The organism is Paenimyroides marinum, assembly GCF_900108395.1.
Taxonomy (GTDB): domain Bacteria; phylum Bacteroidota; class Bacteroidia; order Flavobacteriales; family Flavobacteriaceae; genus Flavobacterium; species Flavobacterium marinum.
In genome coordinates, this window is record NZ_FNXE01000048.1 from 1 (window position 1) to 17,279 (window position 17,279).

Genomic DNA, 17,279 nt, shown 5'->3' on the forward strand with positions numbered 1-17,279 from the left:
CACTCTACCGCGTTTGCCCTGTAACCAATAATCAAGCTCCCGTTACAGCTTTTCACTTGTAGCCAATAAATACAAGCTTTTGACAAAATGTAGCCATTCTCTCACAGCCTCAGCATGGGTTCACTTGCGTTCATCTCCTTTATACGCACCTGACTACTCATGTAGCCTTTTCTTCCTACCGTTTAACACCAGTTTATTACTAAGCCAGCATCGGGAAGCGGTTTAGCACCTACGCTTGAACGTCGATACTGATGGACCTACCATCATCTTCTATACAGCACGGATAAAGCAAGCTTTATCCTTCACAGCACACTATTAGCAAAATGGTGGGTTAAGTGCAAAATTCAACGTCAGTAATTCATCACCGCATAAGCCATTTTTATTTCCTTTTTTGTAATTTAGTAAAATAGAAAATGGCTTATGCTACTGTTGTGCAAAATTGAAAGTCTGTGCTTCTATTTCCGCTCCTTCGCAAAGCCCCGAAACGCTGTAACCCTATGGCAACCGACCTTAGACAAAATGAAGTTAAGTAAAATGACAACAGGAATAATAATCGGACTAATTGTAATTGCATTTATTGCAGTGACGTTCTACAAGAAAAAATCTTCGGCTGGACAGACTTACTATCCCTCAACAGTTTCTTCAACGGTTGACAAAACTGTTCCCGACTCAGCCGTTGGTTTTGGTTATAAGTGTATGTGGTTTGCAGTTAAAACCGACAACAAGAATAGACTTGCAGAAATTTTAAAACTTAAAAATATTTCGGACTGCAATTGGCAGGTTGGTATAGACAAAGCATATAATGGTTCTGTATTTATTACACCGACAATTGACGGCTGGACTCTAGCTTGTGGTTGGGGGCTTCCGCACGGTGACACTAAAGAAGGAATTGACGAAGTAAAAAGTATTCTACAAACTTTAAGCAAGGAATTTGGAAACGCTCAATTTTTCTGCACTTATCGTGTGACAGAATATCATTGTTGGATTAAAGCCAACAACGGACAAGTAGAAAGAGTTTATAGTTATTTAGGCGAATCTGGTGAGAACGTTGTAATCGAAGGGCAACCGACAGAATTTGAACAGACTTTAAAACTTGCCAATACTTTTTCAGACGAGGCAAAAGACGAAAAATATTTTGAACGAGAAGACGTGGTTTGGGTAAACGAGGAGTTATTAATGCAAGTGGCGGGACATTGGAGCATTGACCCGACAAAACTTGATGACAGACAAGACATTGCACCAGGTTTAGGACTATTAGGACAACGATGAAAGGAAGGGCACACATAACACAGGTAACCGTTGCACAACCCTCATTTTCAGGAAATAAATTTCAAAAAGCCGGAAAAATGGCCTCGTTTAAGCTCTTTTAAGCGAGGTTTGTTTTTGAATAGAAATGCAAACCTGAAAAATGGACTGGCTTAAAATGAAGTTTTTCACATCATATATCGCCACAACGCCAAGCTATGAACCTTTATCATGATTAATAATATTTTAAAGACCATCCTTACTGAATCACAAACTGTTTTAAATCGTAACGGCTGCCTTTAAAAATGTTTAAATCTACTTTTGTTTCAATACCGTTTACGGTGCCTTTATCGGTAAATTGCCAAAAGTGCCAGTCGTTGTTCATTTTTTCGCTGAATAAACTGTATTTTGCAATCCATACCTTATGGTCGGGGAAATAATCTTTAATGTGGTGCCGGTAATAATTTGCGCCCGAATAAATAATTGGTTTTACACCGTAATGTTTCTCTACAATGGTTAGCCAGTTTTGTATTCCTTCACGCATTTTTTCAACCGATTGCTCTTTAGGCAGTTCTTCAATATCCAATACCGGGAAAAAATCACCGGGTTCCAACGGACTGTTTTTAATGAAATTCTGTGCCTGTAAGGTGCTGTTCTCATCAGGTCGGTAATAATGATAAGCACCGCGAACCAACAAACGGCTTTTTGCTTTTTTCCAGTTGTAATCAAACTTATCATCAACACCGTCTATCCCCATTGTTGAACGGATAAAAACATAATCAATTGCAAATTTATTGTACAGCGAATCAATTTCTTTCCAGTTTATATCGTACTGATAATGCGACACGTCGAATCCAAACAAATGGTTGGTGTGTTTATCTAAAATCTCCATTGCCCTGAAATCGTGAACGGTTACTTCTTTACTGTCTTCACTTTTAAAAATCCGTTCGTACAAATCGGTAAAAAAATAGCCGATTCCGTCGCGGTAATGAAAGATCACAAAACAAAAAATCAATAGCGAATAAGCCAAAACATGCCATTTCCATACAGCTGTTTTTTTCTTTTTGCGTGTTGTGCTTCTTCTGACAGGTTTTCTTTTTTTAGGGACTGCCATTTTTAATCGGAATGTTTTAAGCGGTTGAATCCAAATAAATCGGTTCGGTCATCTTTTTTTCCTGTGATTAAATTTCCTATAATCTGAGCGGCAATCATGCTAAATGTAATGCCGTTACCGCCATATCCCAATGCAAAATACATATTTGGCCTGTACGGATAGGTACCTATAAACGGCAAACCGTCGGCTGTGGCACTAAACGTTCCTGCCCACGACATATCGGTTACAAACGGAATATCAGGAAACATTTTTTTAAACTTTTTTTCTAAAGTTTTTGCTTTTTTATTCAATGCAGCGTCACGCCTGTCCGCATTATTATATTCTTCATCTTCGCCACCCACCATCATACGGTTATCGGCTGTGGTACGCATGTATAAATACGGCGTTTGGGTTTCCCAAATCAAGGCACGGTTTTTCCAGAGGTATTTTTTATCAACCGGATGTGATACAATGGCAAACGTAGATAATAAATCCATTACTTTTTGGGGTAGAAACTCCCCGGCTTCATAACCAGCGGCAATTACCACATTTTCACAATTGATCTTATTGCCGTTTTCAGTAATTAATTCGTAACCGTTTTTGGTTTTATTATAATCTGAAATCAACGTATGAGAATACAGTTCAATTTCGTTCTTTTTTAAGTGATGATCTAAAATAAAAGTGGCACCTTTATAACAATCTAACTGTGCCGATGTATCGTTATACAATGCCGAAAAAGCGTCAATTCCCAACGATTCTTTTAATTGATCTTTATCGAGGTATTGTACGGGAAGATTTGCTTTTTTTCGGGCTTCAAACTCTTCTTTAAGTAATTTTTCTCCCGATTTGTTTGATGCCAGAAGATAAGTAGGTATCGATTCAAAATCAGGATCTTTTTTGATGGATTTAAACACATTTTCCACATCGGTAATCGATTGCAAACAGCATTTATATGCCTTTACGGCATTCTCTTCACCTATTTTCCTGATTAATTCAACCAGCGGAATATCGATTTCATACTGTAATTGCGAGGTAGAAGCCGCCGTACTGCCTGTGCCAATGGTTCGCTTATCTATCACTATGCACTTAATCCCTAATGTACACAAAACATGAGCCACCAAAGCGCCGGTAATACCCGATCCGACAATAACGGTATGGGTACTGATGTTCTTTTTCAGCGGATGATAATAATTGTACAACGGATTCAGTGCCATCCAAAACGGCATGCCTGAATGTAGATCCATAAAAAGATATTTTTTACTAATTTATCTAATTATTATGTGAAAACAACGCGAATAACGTTCTTTTACAAAATAGATTTTTCCCTGTGCCTGATACTGTTTTAAAACGCCTTCTAATTTTTTTTCGAGCTTGGTGTTTACTTGCTTTTTATGATTAAAGCGGATGTAAGAAATATCGAGTGCACTGCCAAAACAATGCGAACTATCGTTTGACGCGGCATTAGAATTTACTCTTCGCAATCGTTTTTGATCGGCTTCGGTACGGGTTAACGATGTTACCACAAAAAAGTTTTGTCCGGCAACCTTTACAAAATCACGGGCAATGGCATTTAAAACCGTTCTGCCTTTTGGTACTAAATACGGGTGACTGTGTGTTAATTTATCGATTCGGTAGCCGTACCCCCGTTGTTTTATTGATACTAATTTCCCTTGTTTTACCAGTCTGTCTAAATGTGGTTTGTCTTTAACCAAACCAATATTATGACTTTTTGCCGCATTTAAATGGGTAAGATATTTTTTAGAGGGTTTGGTTTGTGCAAATGATAGTGTGGGAAATACAAATAAAAATAAAACAAAAATAATTCGATACATGAGGATTTTCTTTAATAGCACACAAAAATACTATTTATAATGCTTAACGACAAAATAATACGCTGCTAATCATTTATTGTTTAAACAGTTTACGGACTATTTTACCAATTTCGACAAAATCGCCGTGATTGCTAACTGAACGTTTTTCGGTATATTCTTCATAACTTCCCTGATATGGATAAATTAACAAATAGTTTCTATTTAAAAAATCGGAATTAAGAATAGACGGAATTTTATTCATTTGTGGAAAATAAGATGCCATGCCTCGTTTCGCCATAAAAATAACCACACCCTGGTTGTCTTCTAATTCGTCAATAACGTTTTGTACTTCTTTCCAGGTATTTATCTCGTTAAAATTCGCTTCAATGGTTACCCTTTTCATTACCCTTTTCAAAATTTTTGTAGTAGAAGCTGTTGCGTAAAAATCAATCTTGGCACCGGTGTTTCGTGCAATATTCCACACTCTTAACAAACAATGAAAAAATCCGGGTTCTAAGTGCGATTTTGAAGGAATAATCACAATTTGTTTTTTAATGGTTGCAATGGGTTGTGCCGAATGATATACAAATACATTGGCATTTTTGCTTTGCAGATATCCGTTGTAAAGATTAAACATAAAGGTAGATGAAAAACCTTTTCCGTTTTCTAAACCTATGATTAAATCGGTAATTCGCTTTTCTTTGATCACATTGTTAATGCCATTGATCACATCGGTATCGTATCGGGTTAGCGGCGTCACGACTTCGTCTGAAGCGGCTGCTATGGTTACTGCATCGTGCAAAATCTTTTCTGCGTTTTTTTCTGACGATTCCTTTTTTTCTTCATTGATGACATTCAGGGCAAAGAAACCATCTTTATTCTTTTTTGATTTAATGATCACCCCAAACCCCACCATTGCATCAACGGTTTCAGGATAATTAATTGCCAGCAGAAGATTTTCTTTTTCGGAACTTTCATCAGCAATGGTTTCATCATTTTCTTCTTCGGCAATTTTCTCGGCACTTGCCAACGAAATAAACGACGAAATGGTACAAGAAACCAAGATCAACAGAATGCTTCCGTTTAAAACATGTTCGTTCAGTAACCTTACAGGTTCGCCAGCCGCCGTTTCTGAAATGATGATATTGTATCCCACCATAACTGCCGCCAATGTTGCTGCTGCCGATGCAGAGCTTAATCCAAAGATAAGTTTGCCCTGTTCTTTGGTTAACTTAAATGTTTTTTGGGTTAAAACAGCTGCTATGTATTTCCCGGCAATTGAAGCTGCTAACATAACCGCTGCAACCATAATGGTTTCCCAACTTTGAAAAAACACGCTGAAATCAATCAACATACCCACGCTAATCAGGAAAAAGGGAATGAAAATGGCGTTTCCTACAAATTCTACCCGGTTCATTAATGAAGATGTGTGCGGAATTAAACGGTTCAATGCCAAACCTGCAAGGAATGCCCCAATGATTGCTTCTACGCCTGCAACTTCTGCCAGCAATGCTGCCAAATAAATCATTACCAGCACAAAAATATATTGTGAAATTTTGTCTTTTACGTTTTTAAAAAACCACCGGGCAATTATTGGAAAAATAGTCAATACAATTAATCCAAAAATTAAAATAGAAACCGATAAGGTTATCCAAAATTCTTTTCCCACTTCTCCCTGAGCCATACCTACACAAGCTGCTAAAACCAATAGGGCAAGAATATCGGTAATCATTGTTCCGCCAACGGTGATGTTAACCGCCAGATTCTTTGCAACGCCGATTTTACTTACCAATGGATAGGCAATTAACGTATGCGACGAAAACAAACTTGCAAAAAGCACTGATGTTAACAGGTTAAATCCTAACAGGTAATGTGCACCAATAAACCCTAGAACAAAAGGTACCAGAAAAGTATAGATTCCGAAAGTTAGACTTTTCCATTTATTTTTTTTGAAATCACCCATATCAATTTCCAATCCGGCAAGAAACATAATGTACAGCAAACCCGTTGTTCCGGTAACCACAATACTGCTATCGCGAGCCAAAATGTTAAATCCGTTGGGACCAATTACCGCTCCTGCAATGATCAATCCTAATAAATGCGGCACTTTGATTTTGTTTAATAATAAAGGTGCAAAAAGAATGATGATGAGCAACAATAAAAATTTAAGAACCGGGTCGGCAATAGGCAACGACACGTTATGTATAGAAAGCAACAACATATTTTCGGTAGTTTATTTGGTTCTGTTAGAAGGTCTTGTAAATTCTATTGAGAATTTAGCGATACAATCATTGTTTTTAATAATGGTATAAGTACCCGTTAATTTATCTTTTTGGATATTGTTTAAAATGGTTCTGATTTGCACATTTTTTGCTACAGAAGGATCCGTTTTATGAGATAACACAATATCATCGCCATTAAAAACCGCATCGTACGTACGAACAATTTCGTTTTTATTATTTAACAGGCTGGCATATAATTTAAGCGTATCATTAGCAAAATTCCACGTATTTACCCTTTGATCTCCAATCACATAATCATTACAATTTGATTCTACACAAATTAACCTTCCGTTCCATTTACCCGCAAGACTATCTGCCCAAGGTTTTACCGCGGTTAAATTTATTGAATCAGTAAGTTTTTTGATAGAATCTAAAACAGCAATACTGTCTTTCATTTGCAAAAGTGCTCTGTATTCGTTTTCTTTTGCTGCAAAAGAATCAATGCGTATCTGCAAAGCTCTTTCTCTATCATGCAATTGTTTTTCACGGTCACTGTTGCCACAACTAATAGTAAAAGAAATAAGAATTAAAAAAAGGAGTATTCTATTCATTGATTGTTGGTTTTAATTATCTGAAACAAGTTAAAGATGTAAGATACAAAAATTAATGGTTTTTACAGGGTGATTTAATTGAGAAAGTAGAAATAAAAAAGAGAACCAATAAACTGATTCTCTTTTTCGTAGCGAAGACGGGAGTTGAACCCGTGACCTCAGGGTTATGAATCCTGCGCTCTAACCAACTGAGCTACCTCGCCATTGGTTTTTATTTCGGTTGCAAATGTAAGAGGATTTTTAATATTTACAAAGAAAAATTATCGTAAAAACAACTTTTTTTTCAGTCTACCAAATTAGTATTCTGTTTATGAGGTTTTTAAAAATTATTCTTTAATTACTTTTCCTTCTCCATTTTCTGTTACATTAACGGTTTTAGTTACGCGGTAGTATAAATTTCCACTTCCGTTTAAGCTGCCATCAATTCCATTTACGGTATTGGTGTAAATATTTCCGGAACCTGAAGAATTTAATTCTGTGTAAAAGGCCGACAGTTCTTTTGCCATAATATCGCCTGAACTTTTGCTGTCTATTTTTACGGTATTGGCATTTCCTTCAACGGTTATCGCAGCATCATTTTCTGTATTCAGCACAAGGTCTTCTACCCTTACCCGTAAATTCATTTCGCCGTTACCTGTATTGGTTAAAATAAGTTTAGCTATTTCAATAGCTCCCATATTTGTGATGCTTCCTTTATCGCCTGTTTTGGTAATTTCGGTTAAATCTCTTGTGGTAAGTGTTACTTTTAAAGGTTCGGTTTGATTTACAATTTCAAATCCGGGTTTGCGTTTTAGTGTTAAAACCTCATTTTCTACACTAACCTGAATCAGCTGATGTAAATTTCCGTCGCCGCTTGTTTGAATGGTATTTTTAAATGGGTTATTTAATATTAATACTGTAAGATCTCCTTCTACAACTAATTTGGTGTATTTTTGAACTCTGCGGTTTCTGTCTTGTACCACTCCGTTTCCTTTTATTTTTCTGTCTTGTGCATAACTTGTCAGGGTTACTAACGATACAAAAAACAGGACTAAAATTTTCTTCATAATAAAAATATTTATTGATTTAGATGGTTTCTTCTGTTAGCGTGCTGAAAACGTCTTCGGTAAAATCTAACACTTCCGAAATTAAGAAATTATTTTTTAAATCGTTCAATCCTTTTTCCATTAAAAGCGGCGTTGTAAATTTTCTGCTTACCCCTAAAATATGGTTGTTGACGTTTACTTTAAAAAACATTTTTCCGGACGGTGTTTTGTAATGAATAAATTTAATTACCGAAAAATTGCGCTTTAATATGTTGATTTCACTTAAACATTGCGCTTTTGAGCTGTAACTGTTACTCGTAAAAATTACATTCCCTTTGCGGTTGTTGTAAGTATATTTATACGTGTTATTTTCTTTTTTACTAATTACTAATGTGCCCATTTTTTGATTAAATACACACAAAGCTATTCATAAAATTAGTGAAATGAAACTTGGTTTTCTTGTTTTTTTTAATACGGCTTAACAGTGCCAATTCCTGATATTTTCTTCACAATTTTAAGTTGATCGTATTCTTTATACTTTAAATTTCCCACGCCCGAAATACGTACATTAATTTCTTCTGAGGTATTAATTTTTGCGTTTCCCGCACCTGAAATCTCAATATTTGCCAGCTTATTGGTCAATTCTTCTGCTTTCAGATTTCCGGCACCAGTCATGGTTGCTTTCAACTCATTGCTAACGCCTCTTAAACGTATGCTTCCTGCTCCGGTAACTGACACATGGGTTATGTTGTTGTTTACTTTCGCATTAATTTCGCCCGCACCTGAAATATGGAATTCCACATCGTTTATCAAAGCAATATTATTGGTTGCAAAAGATCCTGCCCCTGCAATGACCAGCTTTTGTAAATCAGGATTATTTATTTTTACAAGCAACGGATTATTTCCTCCTTTAATAGAAACCGATTCTTTGTTAGAAAGAGCTAATTGTCCGTTTTCATTTGCTATTTCAAGGTTGTCAATTAATGATTTATCGCCAATTAGTAAAATCTCGTTTGCAGAAACAGTCGAATCTACTTCGATTCTTGCAGATGAATTATTTAAAACAGCAGTGAAAGCCTCTGTTTTTATTGTTTGATTGATAATTTCTCCTGACAAGCCTACCTTTTTGTCACAAGAAAGTACGCCAACGCTTAAAAACAATACAATTAATAGTTTTTTCATTTTATTTTTTCTTTAAAACTACAAAAAACTATTTAATTTTTAGACAATTCTTAGATTAAAAACAAATCCCTTTCGTTATGAAAGGGATGAATGTTTAAACCGTTAAAGCCAATCTTTTCATTAAATTTTTATCTAAAGCGTGCTTTACAAATTCTTTATCTACTTCTAATTCGTGATGATCAGATCCGGGAAGTTCATACATAGGGTCGGTTAAAACGGCTTCGCATAACGAGCGCAATCCACGGGCACCTAACTTATATTCTAATGCTTTATCTACGATATACAACAAAGCATCTTCGGTAAAGGTCAACGTAATTCCGTCCATTTCAAATAATTTCTGGTATTGCTTTACCAACGCGTTTTTAGGCTCGGTTAAAATAGAACGCAAGGTATCGCGATCTAACGGATCCATGTGTGTCAACACCGGCAAACGACCAATGATTTCAGGAATCAATCCAAAATCTTTTAAATCTTTTGGTATGATGTACTGTAATAAATTGCTTTTATCTGCTTTGCCGTTCTCTTTAGAAGATCCAAAACCAACAGCATGAAAATTCAACCGTTTGGTAATGATGCGTTCAATTCCATCAAACGCCCCGCCGGCAATAAACAAAATATTTTGCGTGTTTACTTCGATAAACTTTTGATCGGGATGTTTTCTACCTCCTTTTGGCGGTACGTTTACAACAGATCCCTCTAAAAGTTTCAACAAAGCCTGCTGTACGCCTTCTCCACTTACATCACGTGTTATAGAAGGGTTATCGCTTTTACGGGCAATTTTATCTATTTCATCAATAAAAATAATTCCTCGCTGCGCTTTATCCACATCGTAATCTGCAGCTTGCAACAACTTGGTCAAAATACCTTCTACGTCTTCGCCCACATAACCTGCTTCGGTTAAAACTGTGGCGTCAACAATAGCCAGAGGCACATTCAGCATACGCGCAATGGTTTTTGCCACCAATGTTTTTCCTGTTCCGGTTTGACCAACAACAATGATATTACTTTTTTCGATTTCGACATCGTTTTTAGAATCCTGCTGCAACAAACGCTTGTAATGGTTATAAACGGCAACAGACAATACTTTTTTGGTTTGCTCCTGACCGATTACATACCCATCTAAGAACGCTCTGATTTCTTGTGGTTTTTTTAACAAAACCTCATCTGACAATCCTGATCCGTTTTGCGATTTTAATTCTTCCATCACAATACCGTGTGCCTGCTCTACGCAATGCTCACAAATATGTGCGTCGATACCGGCAATCAATATGCTGGTTTCGGCTTTTGGACGTCCGCAAAAAGAACAGTTAAATCCTTCTTTCATTCTATTTATTCTCTTGTTAAAACTTCATCAATCATTCCGTATTCTTTTGCTTCGTCAGCACGCATCCAGTAATCGCGTTCCGAATCTTTGAATACCTTATCGTAAGGTTGTTTTGAGTGTTTTGCTATGATTTCATAAAGCTCTTGCTTTAATTTCAACATTTCTTTTAAGTTGATTTCCATATCGGTTGCCACCCCTTGAGCACCACCCGACGGTTGGTGAATCATTACGCGTGAATGTGGCAATGCAGAGCGTTTTCCGTCTGCCCCGGCACACAATAACACTGCACCCATTGATGCTGCCATACCTGTACAGATTGTAGCCACATCGGGTTTTACAAACTGCATGGTATCGTAAATTCCCAAACCTGCATACACACTGCCGCCTGGTGAATTAATGTAGATTGAAATATCTTTTGATGCATCAACGCTTTCTAAAAACAGCAATTGTGCCTGAATGATATTTGCTACGTAATCATCTACTCCAGACCCTAAGAAAATAATACGATCCATCATTAAACGTGAAAAAACATCCATTGATGCAATGTTCATTGGGCGTTCTTCGATAATATAAGGAGTCATACTACCTGTTGGTGTCATTTTGCTTACCATTTTATCGTAATACAAATTATTTACTTTGTGATGCTTGGTAGCGTATTTTCTAAATTCTTTACCGTAATCCATATTTTTTTTCTAAAATGTTATAAAAAATAAGCGTCGAAACTTTTTGTTCGACGCTCAAATATACTTATTTTTTTGCAGAAAATTATTCTCCGTAAACCTCTTTAACGAAATCTTTGTAAGTTACTTCTTTTGCGTTTGTGCTAACTTTCTCTGTGAACAATTTCATCATTTTATCGTTCATTAATTGTTCAGAAATACGCTTCACTTCTTCTTGATTTGATAAAACGCGGGATACGATATTTGTTACATCTTCTTCTGATGGTTCTAACTGACCAAATTGTGCCATTTGATCTTTGATTAAACCTGAAGTGTAATCTTTAATTTCGTCGAATGTAATTTGTAAATCATTATCTGTAATGATTTTTCCTTCGATTAACTGGTAACGCAATCCTTTTTCTGATTTTGTGTATTCTTCTTCGGCTTGTTCCGGTGTTAATTGTGTTTCACCAGCAGTTTGCAACCATTTTACCAAGAATTCTTTTGGCAAATCGAATTTTGTATTTTCAACCAAAGCCTCCACTGTATCGTTCATAAACTTTTGATCAGCTTGTTGAGCGAATTGTTTTTCAGCGTCTTCTTTGATACGGTTTCTTAATTCTTCTTCTGAAGTTACTTTGCCTTCACCAAATAATTTATCGAAAAACTCTTGGTTTAACTCTGCTTTTTCCCGAGTTGATATTTCTTCGATCGTAAAAGTTACCTCAACGTCTAAACCGTGTACTTTATCGTGATCAACTTTTAAAACATCCATTAATTTGTGTTCGTCTTCAAACAAACCTTTGGTAGAAATTGTTACTTCATCGTTTACTTTTTTACCAATGAATTTCTTTTGGTTTGTTTTTGTGCGGATATCAGAAATATTGAATGTAGTTTCGTTTTCAATGCCTTCTGCTGTGTTTGAAACTTTTACACGAATATCATCACCTTCTTCGGCTTTTTCTTTTGAAACTAATTTACCGTATTGTTTTTGAATGTATTCTACCTGCTCGTTAATCATTTCGTCATCAGCAACAATCTGATATTTTGTAGCTTTATTAGCCGCTTCTAAATCAACCGTAAATTCTGGTGCTAAACCTAATTCAAAATCAAAGCTTAATGTATCAGCTTCCCAATCGATATCTTTAGCAACCGGAAGTGGGTTTCCTAAAATATCAATCTTTTCTTCGTTTAAATAGTTGTTTAAACTTTCTTGCAACAATTTGTTTACTTCGTCAAACATAATCGCCTGACCGTATTGTTTTTTTACTAACGACGCAGGTACCTGGCCTTTTCTAAATCCTGGTATGCTTGCGTTCTTTCTATAATCTTTAAGAACGTTGTCTACTTTTGCTGCAAAATCTTCTTTTGCCACATCGATTGTGATAACTGCATTTAAAGCATCTACATTATTTCTTGTGATATTCATTGTAAATTTTGTTTTGTAACTAAAATTGGCTTGCAAAAATACATTATTTTTACAAGCCAATCAAATTTTTAAATAATTGAATATTAATTCTTAGTAAAAATTAATCTCCATTCATTAATCCTCCTACAATTGACTGCACAATAGACAATACCAAACTGAATAACAATGCCGGAAAAAAGCCTTCTACGTGGAATCCGCCAACAATGCTTCCGCACAACATTATTATTAATGCATTGATCACAAAAAGAAACAATCCTAATGTTAAAATGGTTATTGGAATGGAAATTAACTGAAGAATTGGTTTCACCAAAAAATTCAATATCGCCAAAACGATTACAACGATGATCGATGAACCAAAACCATCAACACTGATGCCCGGTAAAAAATTGGCAAGTAAAAACACGATTACCGCCGTTACAATTAGATTGATTAAAATTCTCATAGCTTTATTTATTTTAATTTGATGCCTTTATGGTTACACCAGGGTAATTACCCGGTACCAATAATGGCAAGTTTGATTTATAATGTTCGTTAATTACTTTTACAATTTCGTTGGCAACAAACGCATATCCACGAGGGTTTGGATGCACCCCGTCTAATGAAAACAACACTTTGTTCATATTTTCTGTTCCTTTAAAATAATCTGCCGTGTACCATTGTCCGTCGCTTAAACGTATTCCTGTCGTTAAATAACGCATAATAGCATTCATATCGGCAATAGCTAATTTTTTAGAACCACTTACAGACCAGATAATATCGTTAAACTTATCGGTAGCGGTTTTAATTTGTTGTTGTTCCGAAGGAATCAAAACATATTTATCTTCTAAAGGAAAAGTTACACCTAATTTATCAAGTGGCGACGGTAACGCCGAAGCTGTTCCAATGATACCGCTTGTTCCCAATACAAACAAATCGCTTCTAGTTGCATGGCGTGCTCTTCCAAAAACCTGTCCTAAAACTGCTGCGGTTTCTGCCGGATAATTATTGGCAATTAAGGCAGCCGTTAACGTGGCAGAAACATCGGTTAGCGTTTCATCTGTAATCAACAACGGATTTCCGCTTGTTGTTGAATATAACTGAATACGGTCGCCCTCGCCTATCGCCGTTAAAATTTGTTTGATCGGATCTAACAAACTCGTATTTAACTGTGTTACAACCGCTTCTCCACCTAAAGCTTCTGCTGTTAAAGGATTGTAAGGAACCGTTGTAAAATGCGGGATCGAAGTAATATCAGGAATGGTTGCCACAACCCCTTTTGCACCATTGCTGGTCAAGGTATTGATAATTGTTTTATAAGCGGCTTCAAATACCTGCGGATCGGTAATATCGTTGCTGCTATAAGTTGAAGGGTCAGTGTTTCCCTCTTGATTTTCTCCTGTTCCGCCAGACAAGGCATAAGCCAATACATCATTAGCTCCGATCCAATTGGTAAAGAACGTAGGATTTAAACTCATTGCATCACTCAAAACAGTGGTATTTGGACTGGTTGCGTGGCGAACAAAATAAGGGTTTGCCGTACCGGTAGCCATATTGGCAAGATTGCCGTAACCGGATGCCAGCAAATGGAATGATTTTGCTCCGGGCACGCCCATATTGTTATAAGCTTTTGCCTGCAGATCGCTGATTTCTATTGTGGGTGTTCCCGTTAAATTCTCTGGTCCGCTGGTTGACATATTTAAAATTAAACGGGTAGCAGCCGCTGGTTGCCCCATAAACAATAATCCGCCCACATCATTGACATCATCATTGAACGATGGTTGCGTAAAACTACCACCGCCTACAACTGCAAATTGTTTTGCCAATAAATTAGGGAATGAATATTGCTGTCCTGAACGATACATTGTACCATCCATATAACCTGCCGTTAACGAATTTCCTAATGCTACATAGGTTGTAAAATCTGCTTCCCCTCTTGAATAAGATTCATTTGTAACAGGATTTTCAAATTCGGGTTCACAAGCAACAAAGCTGAACGCAAATGCCGCTAAAAATATTGATTGATATTTTTTCATAATAATCGATTAAAAATTGTATGATAAACCTAAACCTAAAGAATATGCCGATGAACGGTAATCTCCTCCAAATGACAAATCACTTCCATCTTCTTTATAATGGTCATAAGAGTTTTTGGTTTGTTTAAAGTGAAGTGCCGTTGCAGAAAAATCGACATCCAGTTTTGGAGTAATTTTATAAGAAAAACCTGCTGTTCCTGCAATAGCATCGTTACGTGGCGTTTCAGGTGCGAAGTATCCGTCCTGAACCGGTGAAATATCATAATAACCACCTACGCGTGCAGAAAATTTTTCTGAGGGGGCAAATTGCAATCCACCACGCAAAGTTCCGCTACTTTTATAATTTCTTGGATTTACCGATGTTCCAATAGCCGGGTTATCAAATTCGATCACTAAATTATCATACGCTTTCCAGAACGTATAATTGTAATCAAACGCTGCCAACCATTTTTCATTGATTTGGTAAGATAAACCAATGGTTAATTCTGCCGGTAAAGGCATGGTGGCGTCAAATTTTCCATCTGCATAATTCAAGAATCCCGGCATATCGTGAAATTTAGCCTCGCCTCCTTCTACCTTCATGTCAATCTGCGAACGGTAATTTACCCCTAAGGTTACATATTCGTCTAACCTTGCAGTTACTCCCACATTATAGCCCCAGGCACTTACACCGCTTGCATCGATGGTAACATCAGAACGGTTTCCGTAATCGTCAATCATGCTTCGTGAAAGGTTTCTGTTGAAAGTTACCCCTCCGTTTACATAAATCAATCCTGCACCTACACTAATATTGTCGGTAATTTTGTAAGATACCGTTGGCTGGATAAATATAGCCTGCAGATCAATACTGTTTACCAAATGCGATCCCGGCCAATCTTGCTGCCATTCAACCGAACTACCAAAGGGCGTATAAACAGCCAACCCCACAGAAAATCTATCGGTAGCCTGATAATTTCCGTAGAAATAAAAAGGCGTTCCCATATTTTCAGACGAGTTAGACCAGTTATAAATTGAATTTTGAAATTTTACATTTGAAAATAAGGCAGTAGCACCTGCTGAAAAACTCCATTGATTTTTTAAAAACGTACCACTTGCCGGATTAAAAAACAAACTCTCTGCGTTTTGACCAATAACACCAACCCCTGTGTGCCCCATTGCCAATTGACGCTGACCTTGCAAACTAATGCGGTAACCGCCGGCAAATGAGTTGGCTGCTATTAATGATAATAAGGAAATAGATAAAATTTTTTTCATAACTAAACCTTTTGTTTTATATGTTAGTATTCCAAATATAAAACATTTTACAAAAGCATAGAAACCAGAAAAGAAAATTATTGAATTATTAATTTTTTGTTAATTTTCATTAAGAATAAATAATATGCGCGCATACTATTTTAAAAAAGCCATTGATTTCTCAAAGAATTCACCCGGATTGTCTGCATGTACCCAATGACCAGAATTAGAAATTGTCTCAATTACCGCATTTGGAAAATGTTTTTTGATTAAAAATGCATCTTCTTCCTGAATATAATTGGAATTGCTTCCTTTTAAGAATAAAGTTGGGCCGTTAAAAACGTCATCTTCTTTTAGTGCTTCGCCAATTGCTTGGTCGTTGCTGTTAAAAACGTCTAAATTAAAACGAAAACCTAATTGTTGCGGCGTTACTCGATATACATTCTTCATTAAAAACTGTACAACGCCCGGCTCTTTTACGTGTTGCTCTATAACATACTGCACATCATTGCGTGACGGATTGCCGGAGAAATCAACAGCATTCAAAGCTGCCATTACATCCTGATGATGCGGAGCATAATATTTAGGCGACATATCGGCAACAATTAATTTATTGATCAGCTCAGGATAATGAACCGCCAGATTCATTGCTACTTTACCGCCCATAGAATGACCAATGATGTCAATTTTATTTAAGTTATTGGCTTTGCAGTAAGCAACTACATCATTTGCCATTACATCATAATTAAAAACATCGGAATGAAAGCTGCGCCCGTGGTTGCGTAAATCCATTAAATGCGCGGCAAAACCGCTATCTGCATATTTTGCTCCCAACGTTTTCCAGTTATCGCTCATTCCTAAAAAACCGTGTAAAATAAGTAATGGTTTTCCTGATCCTTCTATTTTGGAGTATGGTAATTTTTTATTATCAATCATTAATATATAATTCTTTGTTACATTTTTTTATCTACTACAATATTTCTATAAACTAAAGCAAATATAAAAACAACAGTATAAAATCACTTTATTACTTTTAAAAACATTTAAATTATTTATCCCTCTTCCTTATAGATATCAATAAATTATTTTGTATTTCTTTGCTATGAAAAGTATTTTTTTTTATTTTTAATAAAATTTTACTATTAAAAACCCGTTGTGCATTATGAATTAAAAAGTAAAAGTTGTTCATTTGATTGAAAATCAGTAAATTGAATTAGCAATAATACATTTACAATCACTACTAACCGACTAACTTTTCAAAATTAAGGAGCTTCCCATTGTGGTTAGCTCCTTTTTTCATATTTTGGTTTTACGACAAATCAAAAATATGAGCAATAAAGATACAGAAAAGAAATTAGTCGGTCAGCCGATTTTCAAACAAATCATCAATTTTATTCCAAAAGATAAATTTGATATGCTTGTCTACAAGCATA

Annotated in this window: 16 protein-coding genes and 1 tRNA gene; 1 reads left to right on the forward strand and 16 read right to left on the reverse strand. The window is 36.1% G+C overall.

All coding sequences use genetic code 11. From position 1 onward, the window contains the following. The first annotated feature begins 534 nt into the window (after nucleotides 1–534). Nucleotides 535–1,269, forward strand: a complete 735-nt coding sequence (locus tag BLW20_RS12650) for a hypothetical protein (protein ID WP_143037798.1) — start codon at nucleotides 535–537, stop codon at nucleotides 1,267–1,269. Nucleotides 1,270–1,504: 235 nt separating this feature from the next. Here BLW20_RS12650 and BLW20_RS12655 read toward each other — a convergent pair whose 3' ends face one another. The 16 genes from BLW20_RS12655 to BLW20_RS12730 form a co-directional block, all read right to left on the reverse strand. Next, a complete protein-coding gene (locus BLW20_RS12655; protein WP_091101809.1) occupies nucleotides 1,505–2,359 on the reverse strand; it encodes a GH25 family lysozyme in 855 nt (284 codons plus the stop codon). Between the two features lie 2 nt (nucleotides 2,360–2,361). Continuing rightward, nucleotides 2,362–3,582 (reverse strand): NAD(P)/FAD-dependent oxidoreductase, encoded by a 1,221-nt coding sequence (locus BLW20_RS12660; RefSeq protein WP_091101813.1) that lies wholly within the window; start codon nucleotides 3,580–3,582, stop codon nucleotides 2,362–2,364. A 21-nt stretch (nucleotides 3,583–3,603) separates the two neighbouring features. After that, nucleotides 3,604–4,170 carry a DUF5715 family protein gene (locus BLW20_RS12665; RefSeq protein WP_091101816.1) on the reverse strand — a complete coding sequence of 189 codons (567 nt, stop codon included), beginning with the start codon at nucleotides 4,168–4,170 and terminating at the stop codon, nucleotides 3,604–3,606. Between the two features lie 73 nt (nucleotides 4,171–4,243). Beyond that, nucleotides 4,244–6,370 carry a cation:proton antiporter gene (locus BLW20_RS12670; RefSeq protein ID WP_091101820.1) on the reverse strand — a complete coding sequence of 709 codons (2,127 nt, stop codon included), beginning with the start codon at nucleotides 6,368–6,370 and terminating at the stop codon, nucleotides 4,244–4,246. Nucleotides 6,371–6,382: 12 nt separating this feature from the next. Continuing rightward, the gene (locus BLW20_RS12675; RefSeq protein WP_091101823.1) at nucleotides 6,383–6,982 is read right to left on the reverse strand and encodes a hypothetical protein; all 600 of its coding nucleotides are present in this window, start codon (nucleotides 6,980–6,982) and stop codon (nucleotides 6,383–6,385) included. Between the two features lie 129 nt (nucleotides 6,983–7,111). Beyond that, a tRNA-Met gene (locus BLW20_RS12680) sits at nucleotides 7,112–7,185 on the reverse strand. A 123-nt stretch (nucleotides 7,186–7,308) separates the two neighbouring features. Beyond that, nucleotides 7,309–8,028 carry a GIN domain-containing protein gene (locus tag BLW20_RS12685; RefSeq protein ID WP_091101827.1) on the reverse strand — a complete coding sequence of 240 codons (720 nt, stop codon included), beginning with the start codon at nucleotides 8,026–8,028 and terminating at the stop codon, nucleotides 7,309–7,311. A 19-nt stretch (nucleotides 8,029–8,047) separates the two neighbouring features. Further along, nucleotides 8,048–8,407: a YegP family protein gene (locus tag BLW20_RS12690; RefSeq protein ID WP_091101831.1), complete on the reverse strand. Its 360-nt coding sequence runs from the start codon at nucleotides 8,405–8,407 to the stop codon at nucleotides 8,048–8,050. A gap of 68 nt (nucleotides 8,408–8,475) precedes the next feature. Continuing rightward, a complete protein-coding gene (locus BLW20_RS12695) occupies nucleotides 8,476–9,189 on the reverse strand; it encodes a head GIN domain-containing protein (RefSeq protein ID WP_091101834.1) in 714 nt (237 codons plus the stop codon). 94 nt (nucleotides 9,190–9,283) lie between these two features. Next, nucleotides 9,284–10,513 (reverse strand): ATP-dependent Clp protease ATP-binding subunit ClpX, encoded by a 1,230-nt coding sequence (gene clpX / locus BLW20_RS12700; protein WP_091101838.1) that lies wholly within the window; start codon nucleotides 10,511–10,513, stop codon nucleotides 9,284–9,286. A gap of 5 nt (nucleotides 10,514–10,518) precedes the next feature. Next, a complete protein-coding gene (gene clpP, locus BLW20_RS12705; protein WP_091101842.1) occupies nucleotides 10,519–11,196 on the reverse strand; it encodes an ATP-dependent Clp endopeptidase proteolytic subunit ClpP in 678 nt (225 codons plus the stop codon). Nucleotides 11,197–11,278: 82 nt separating this feature from the next. Further along, entirely contained in the window at nucleotides 11,279–12,601 is a 1,323-nt protein-coding gene (gene tig / locus BLW20_RS12710; RefSeq protein WP_091101846.1) for a trigger factor, read from the reverse strand. A 100-nt stretch (nucleotides 12,602–12,701) separates the two neighbouring features. Continuing rightward, nucleotides 12,702–13,043 carry a phage holin family protein gene (locus tag BLW20_RS12715; RefSeq protein WP_091101850.1) on the reverse strand — a complete coding sequence of 114 codons (342 nt, stop codon included), beginning with the start codon at nucleotides 13,041–13,043 and terminating at the stop codon, nucleotides 12,702–12,704. A 13-nt stretch (nucleotides 13,044–13,056) separates the two neighbouring features. Continuing rightward, nucleotides 13,057–14,613 (reverse strand): SGNH/GDSL hydrolase family protein, encoded by a 1,557-nt coding sequence (locus BLW20_RS12720; RefSeq protein ID WP_091101854.1) that lies wholly within the window; start codon nucleotides 14,611–14,613, stop codon nucleotides 13,057–13,059. Nucleotides 14,614–14,622: 9 nt separating this feature from the next. After that, nucleotides 14,623–15,867, reverse strand: coding sequence for an OmpP1/FadL family transporter (locus BLW20_RS12725; RefSeq protein ID WP_091101858.1), 1,245 nt, complete (start codon nucleotides 15,865–15,867; stop codon nucleotides 14,623–14,625). A 135-nt stretch (nucleotides 15,868–16,002) separates the two neighbouring features. Continuing rightward, nucleotides 16,003–16,782 carry an alpha/beta fold hydrolase gene (locus BLW20_RS12730; RefSeq protein WP_091101862.1) on the reverse strand — a complete coding sequence of 260 codons (780 nt, stop codon included), beginning with the start codon at nucleotides 16,780–16,782 and terminating at the stop codon, nucleotides 16,003–16,005. Nucleotides 16,783–17,279: the final 497 nt, after the last annotated feature.

What these genes read in the sequence shown, in the direction of transcription:
- BLW20_RS12650 (WP_143037798.1), top strand. Translation starts at nt 535, where the DNA reads ATGACAACAGGAATAATAATCGGACTAATTGTAATTGCATTTATTGCA.
- BLW20_RS12655 (WP_091101809.1), bottom strand. Translation starts at nt 2,359, where the DNA reads ATGGCAGTCCCTAAAAAAAGAAAACCTGTCAGAAGAAGCACAACACGC.
- BLW20_RS12660 (WP_091101813.1), bottom strand. Translation starts at nt 3,582, where the DNA reads ATGGATCTACATTCAGGCATGCCGTTTTGGATGGCACTGAATCCGTTG.
- BLW20_RS12665 (WP_091101816.1), bottom strand. Translation starts at nt 4,170, where the DNA reads ATGTATCGAATTATTTTTGTTTTATTTTTATTTGTATTTCCCACACTA.
- BLW20_RS12670 (WP_091101820.1), bottom strand. Translation starts at nt 6,370, where the DNA reads ATGTTGTTGCTTTCTATACATAACGTGTCGTTGCCTATTGCCGACCCG.
- BLW20_RS12675 (WP_091101823.1), bottom strand. Translation starts at nt 6,982, where the DNA reads ATGAATAGAATACTCCTTTTTTTAATTCTTATTTCTTTTACTATTAGT.
- BLW20_RS12685 (WP_091101827.1), bottom strand. Translation starts at nt 8,028, where the DNA reads ATGAAGAAAATTTTAGTCCTGTTTTTTGTATCGTTAGTAACCCTGACA.
- BLW20_RS12690 (WP_091101831.1), bottom strand. Translation starts at nt 8,407, where the DNA reads ATGGGCACATTAGTAATTAGTAAAAAAGAAAATAACACGTATAAATAT.
- BLW20_RS12695 (WP_091101834.1), bottom strand. Translation starts at nt 9,189, where the DNA reads ATGAAAAAACTATTAATTGTATTGTTTTTAAGCGTTGGCGTACTTTCT.
- clpX (WP_091101838.1), bottom strand. Translation starts at nt 10,513, where the DNA reads ATGAAAGAAGGATTTAACTGTTCTTTTTGCGGACGTCCAAAAGCCGAA.
- clpP (WP_091101842.1), bottom strand. Translation starts at nt 11,196, where the DNA reads ATGGATTACGGTAAAGAATTTAGAAAATACGCTACCAAGCATCACAAA.
- tig (WP_091101846.1), bottom strand. Translation starts at nt 12,601, where the DNA reads ATGAATATCACAAGAAATAATGTAGATGCTTTAAATGCAGTTATCACA.
- BLW20_RS12715 (WP_091101850.1), bottom strand. Translation starts at nt 13,043, where the DNA reads ATGAGAATTTTAATCAATCTAATTGTAACGGCGGTAATCGTGTTTTTA.
- BLW20_RS12720 (WP_091101854.1), bottom strand. Translation starts at nt 14,613, where the DNA reads ATGAAAAAATATCAATCAATATTTTTAGCGGCATTTGCGTTCAGCTTT.
- BLW20_RS12725 (WP_091101858.1), bottom strand. Translation starts at nt 15,867, where the DNA reads ATGAAAAAAATTTTATCTATTTCCTTATTATCATTAATAGCAGCCAAC.
- BLW20_RS12730 (WP_091101862.1), bottom strand. Translation starts at nt 16,782, where the DNA reads ATGATTGATAATAAAAAATTACCATACTCCAAAATAGAAGGATCAGGA.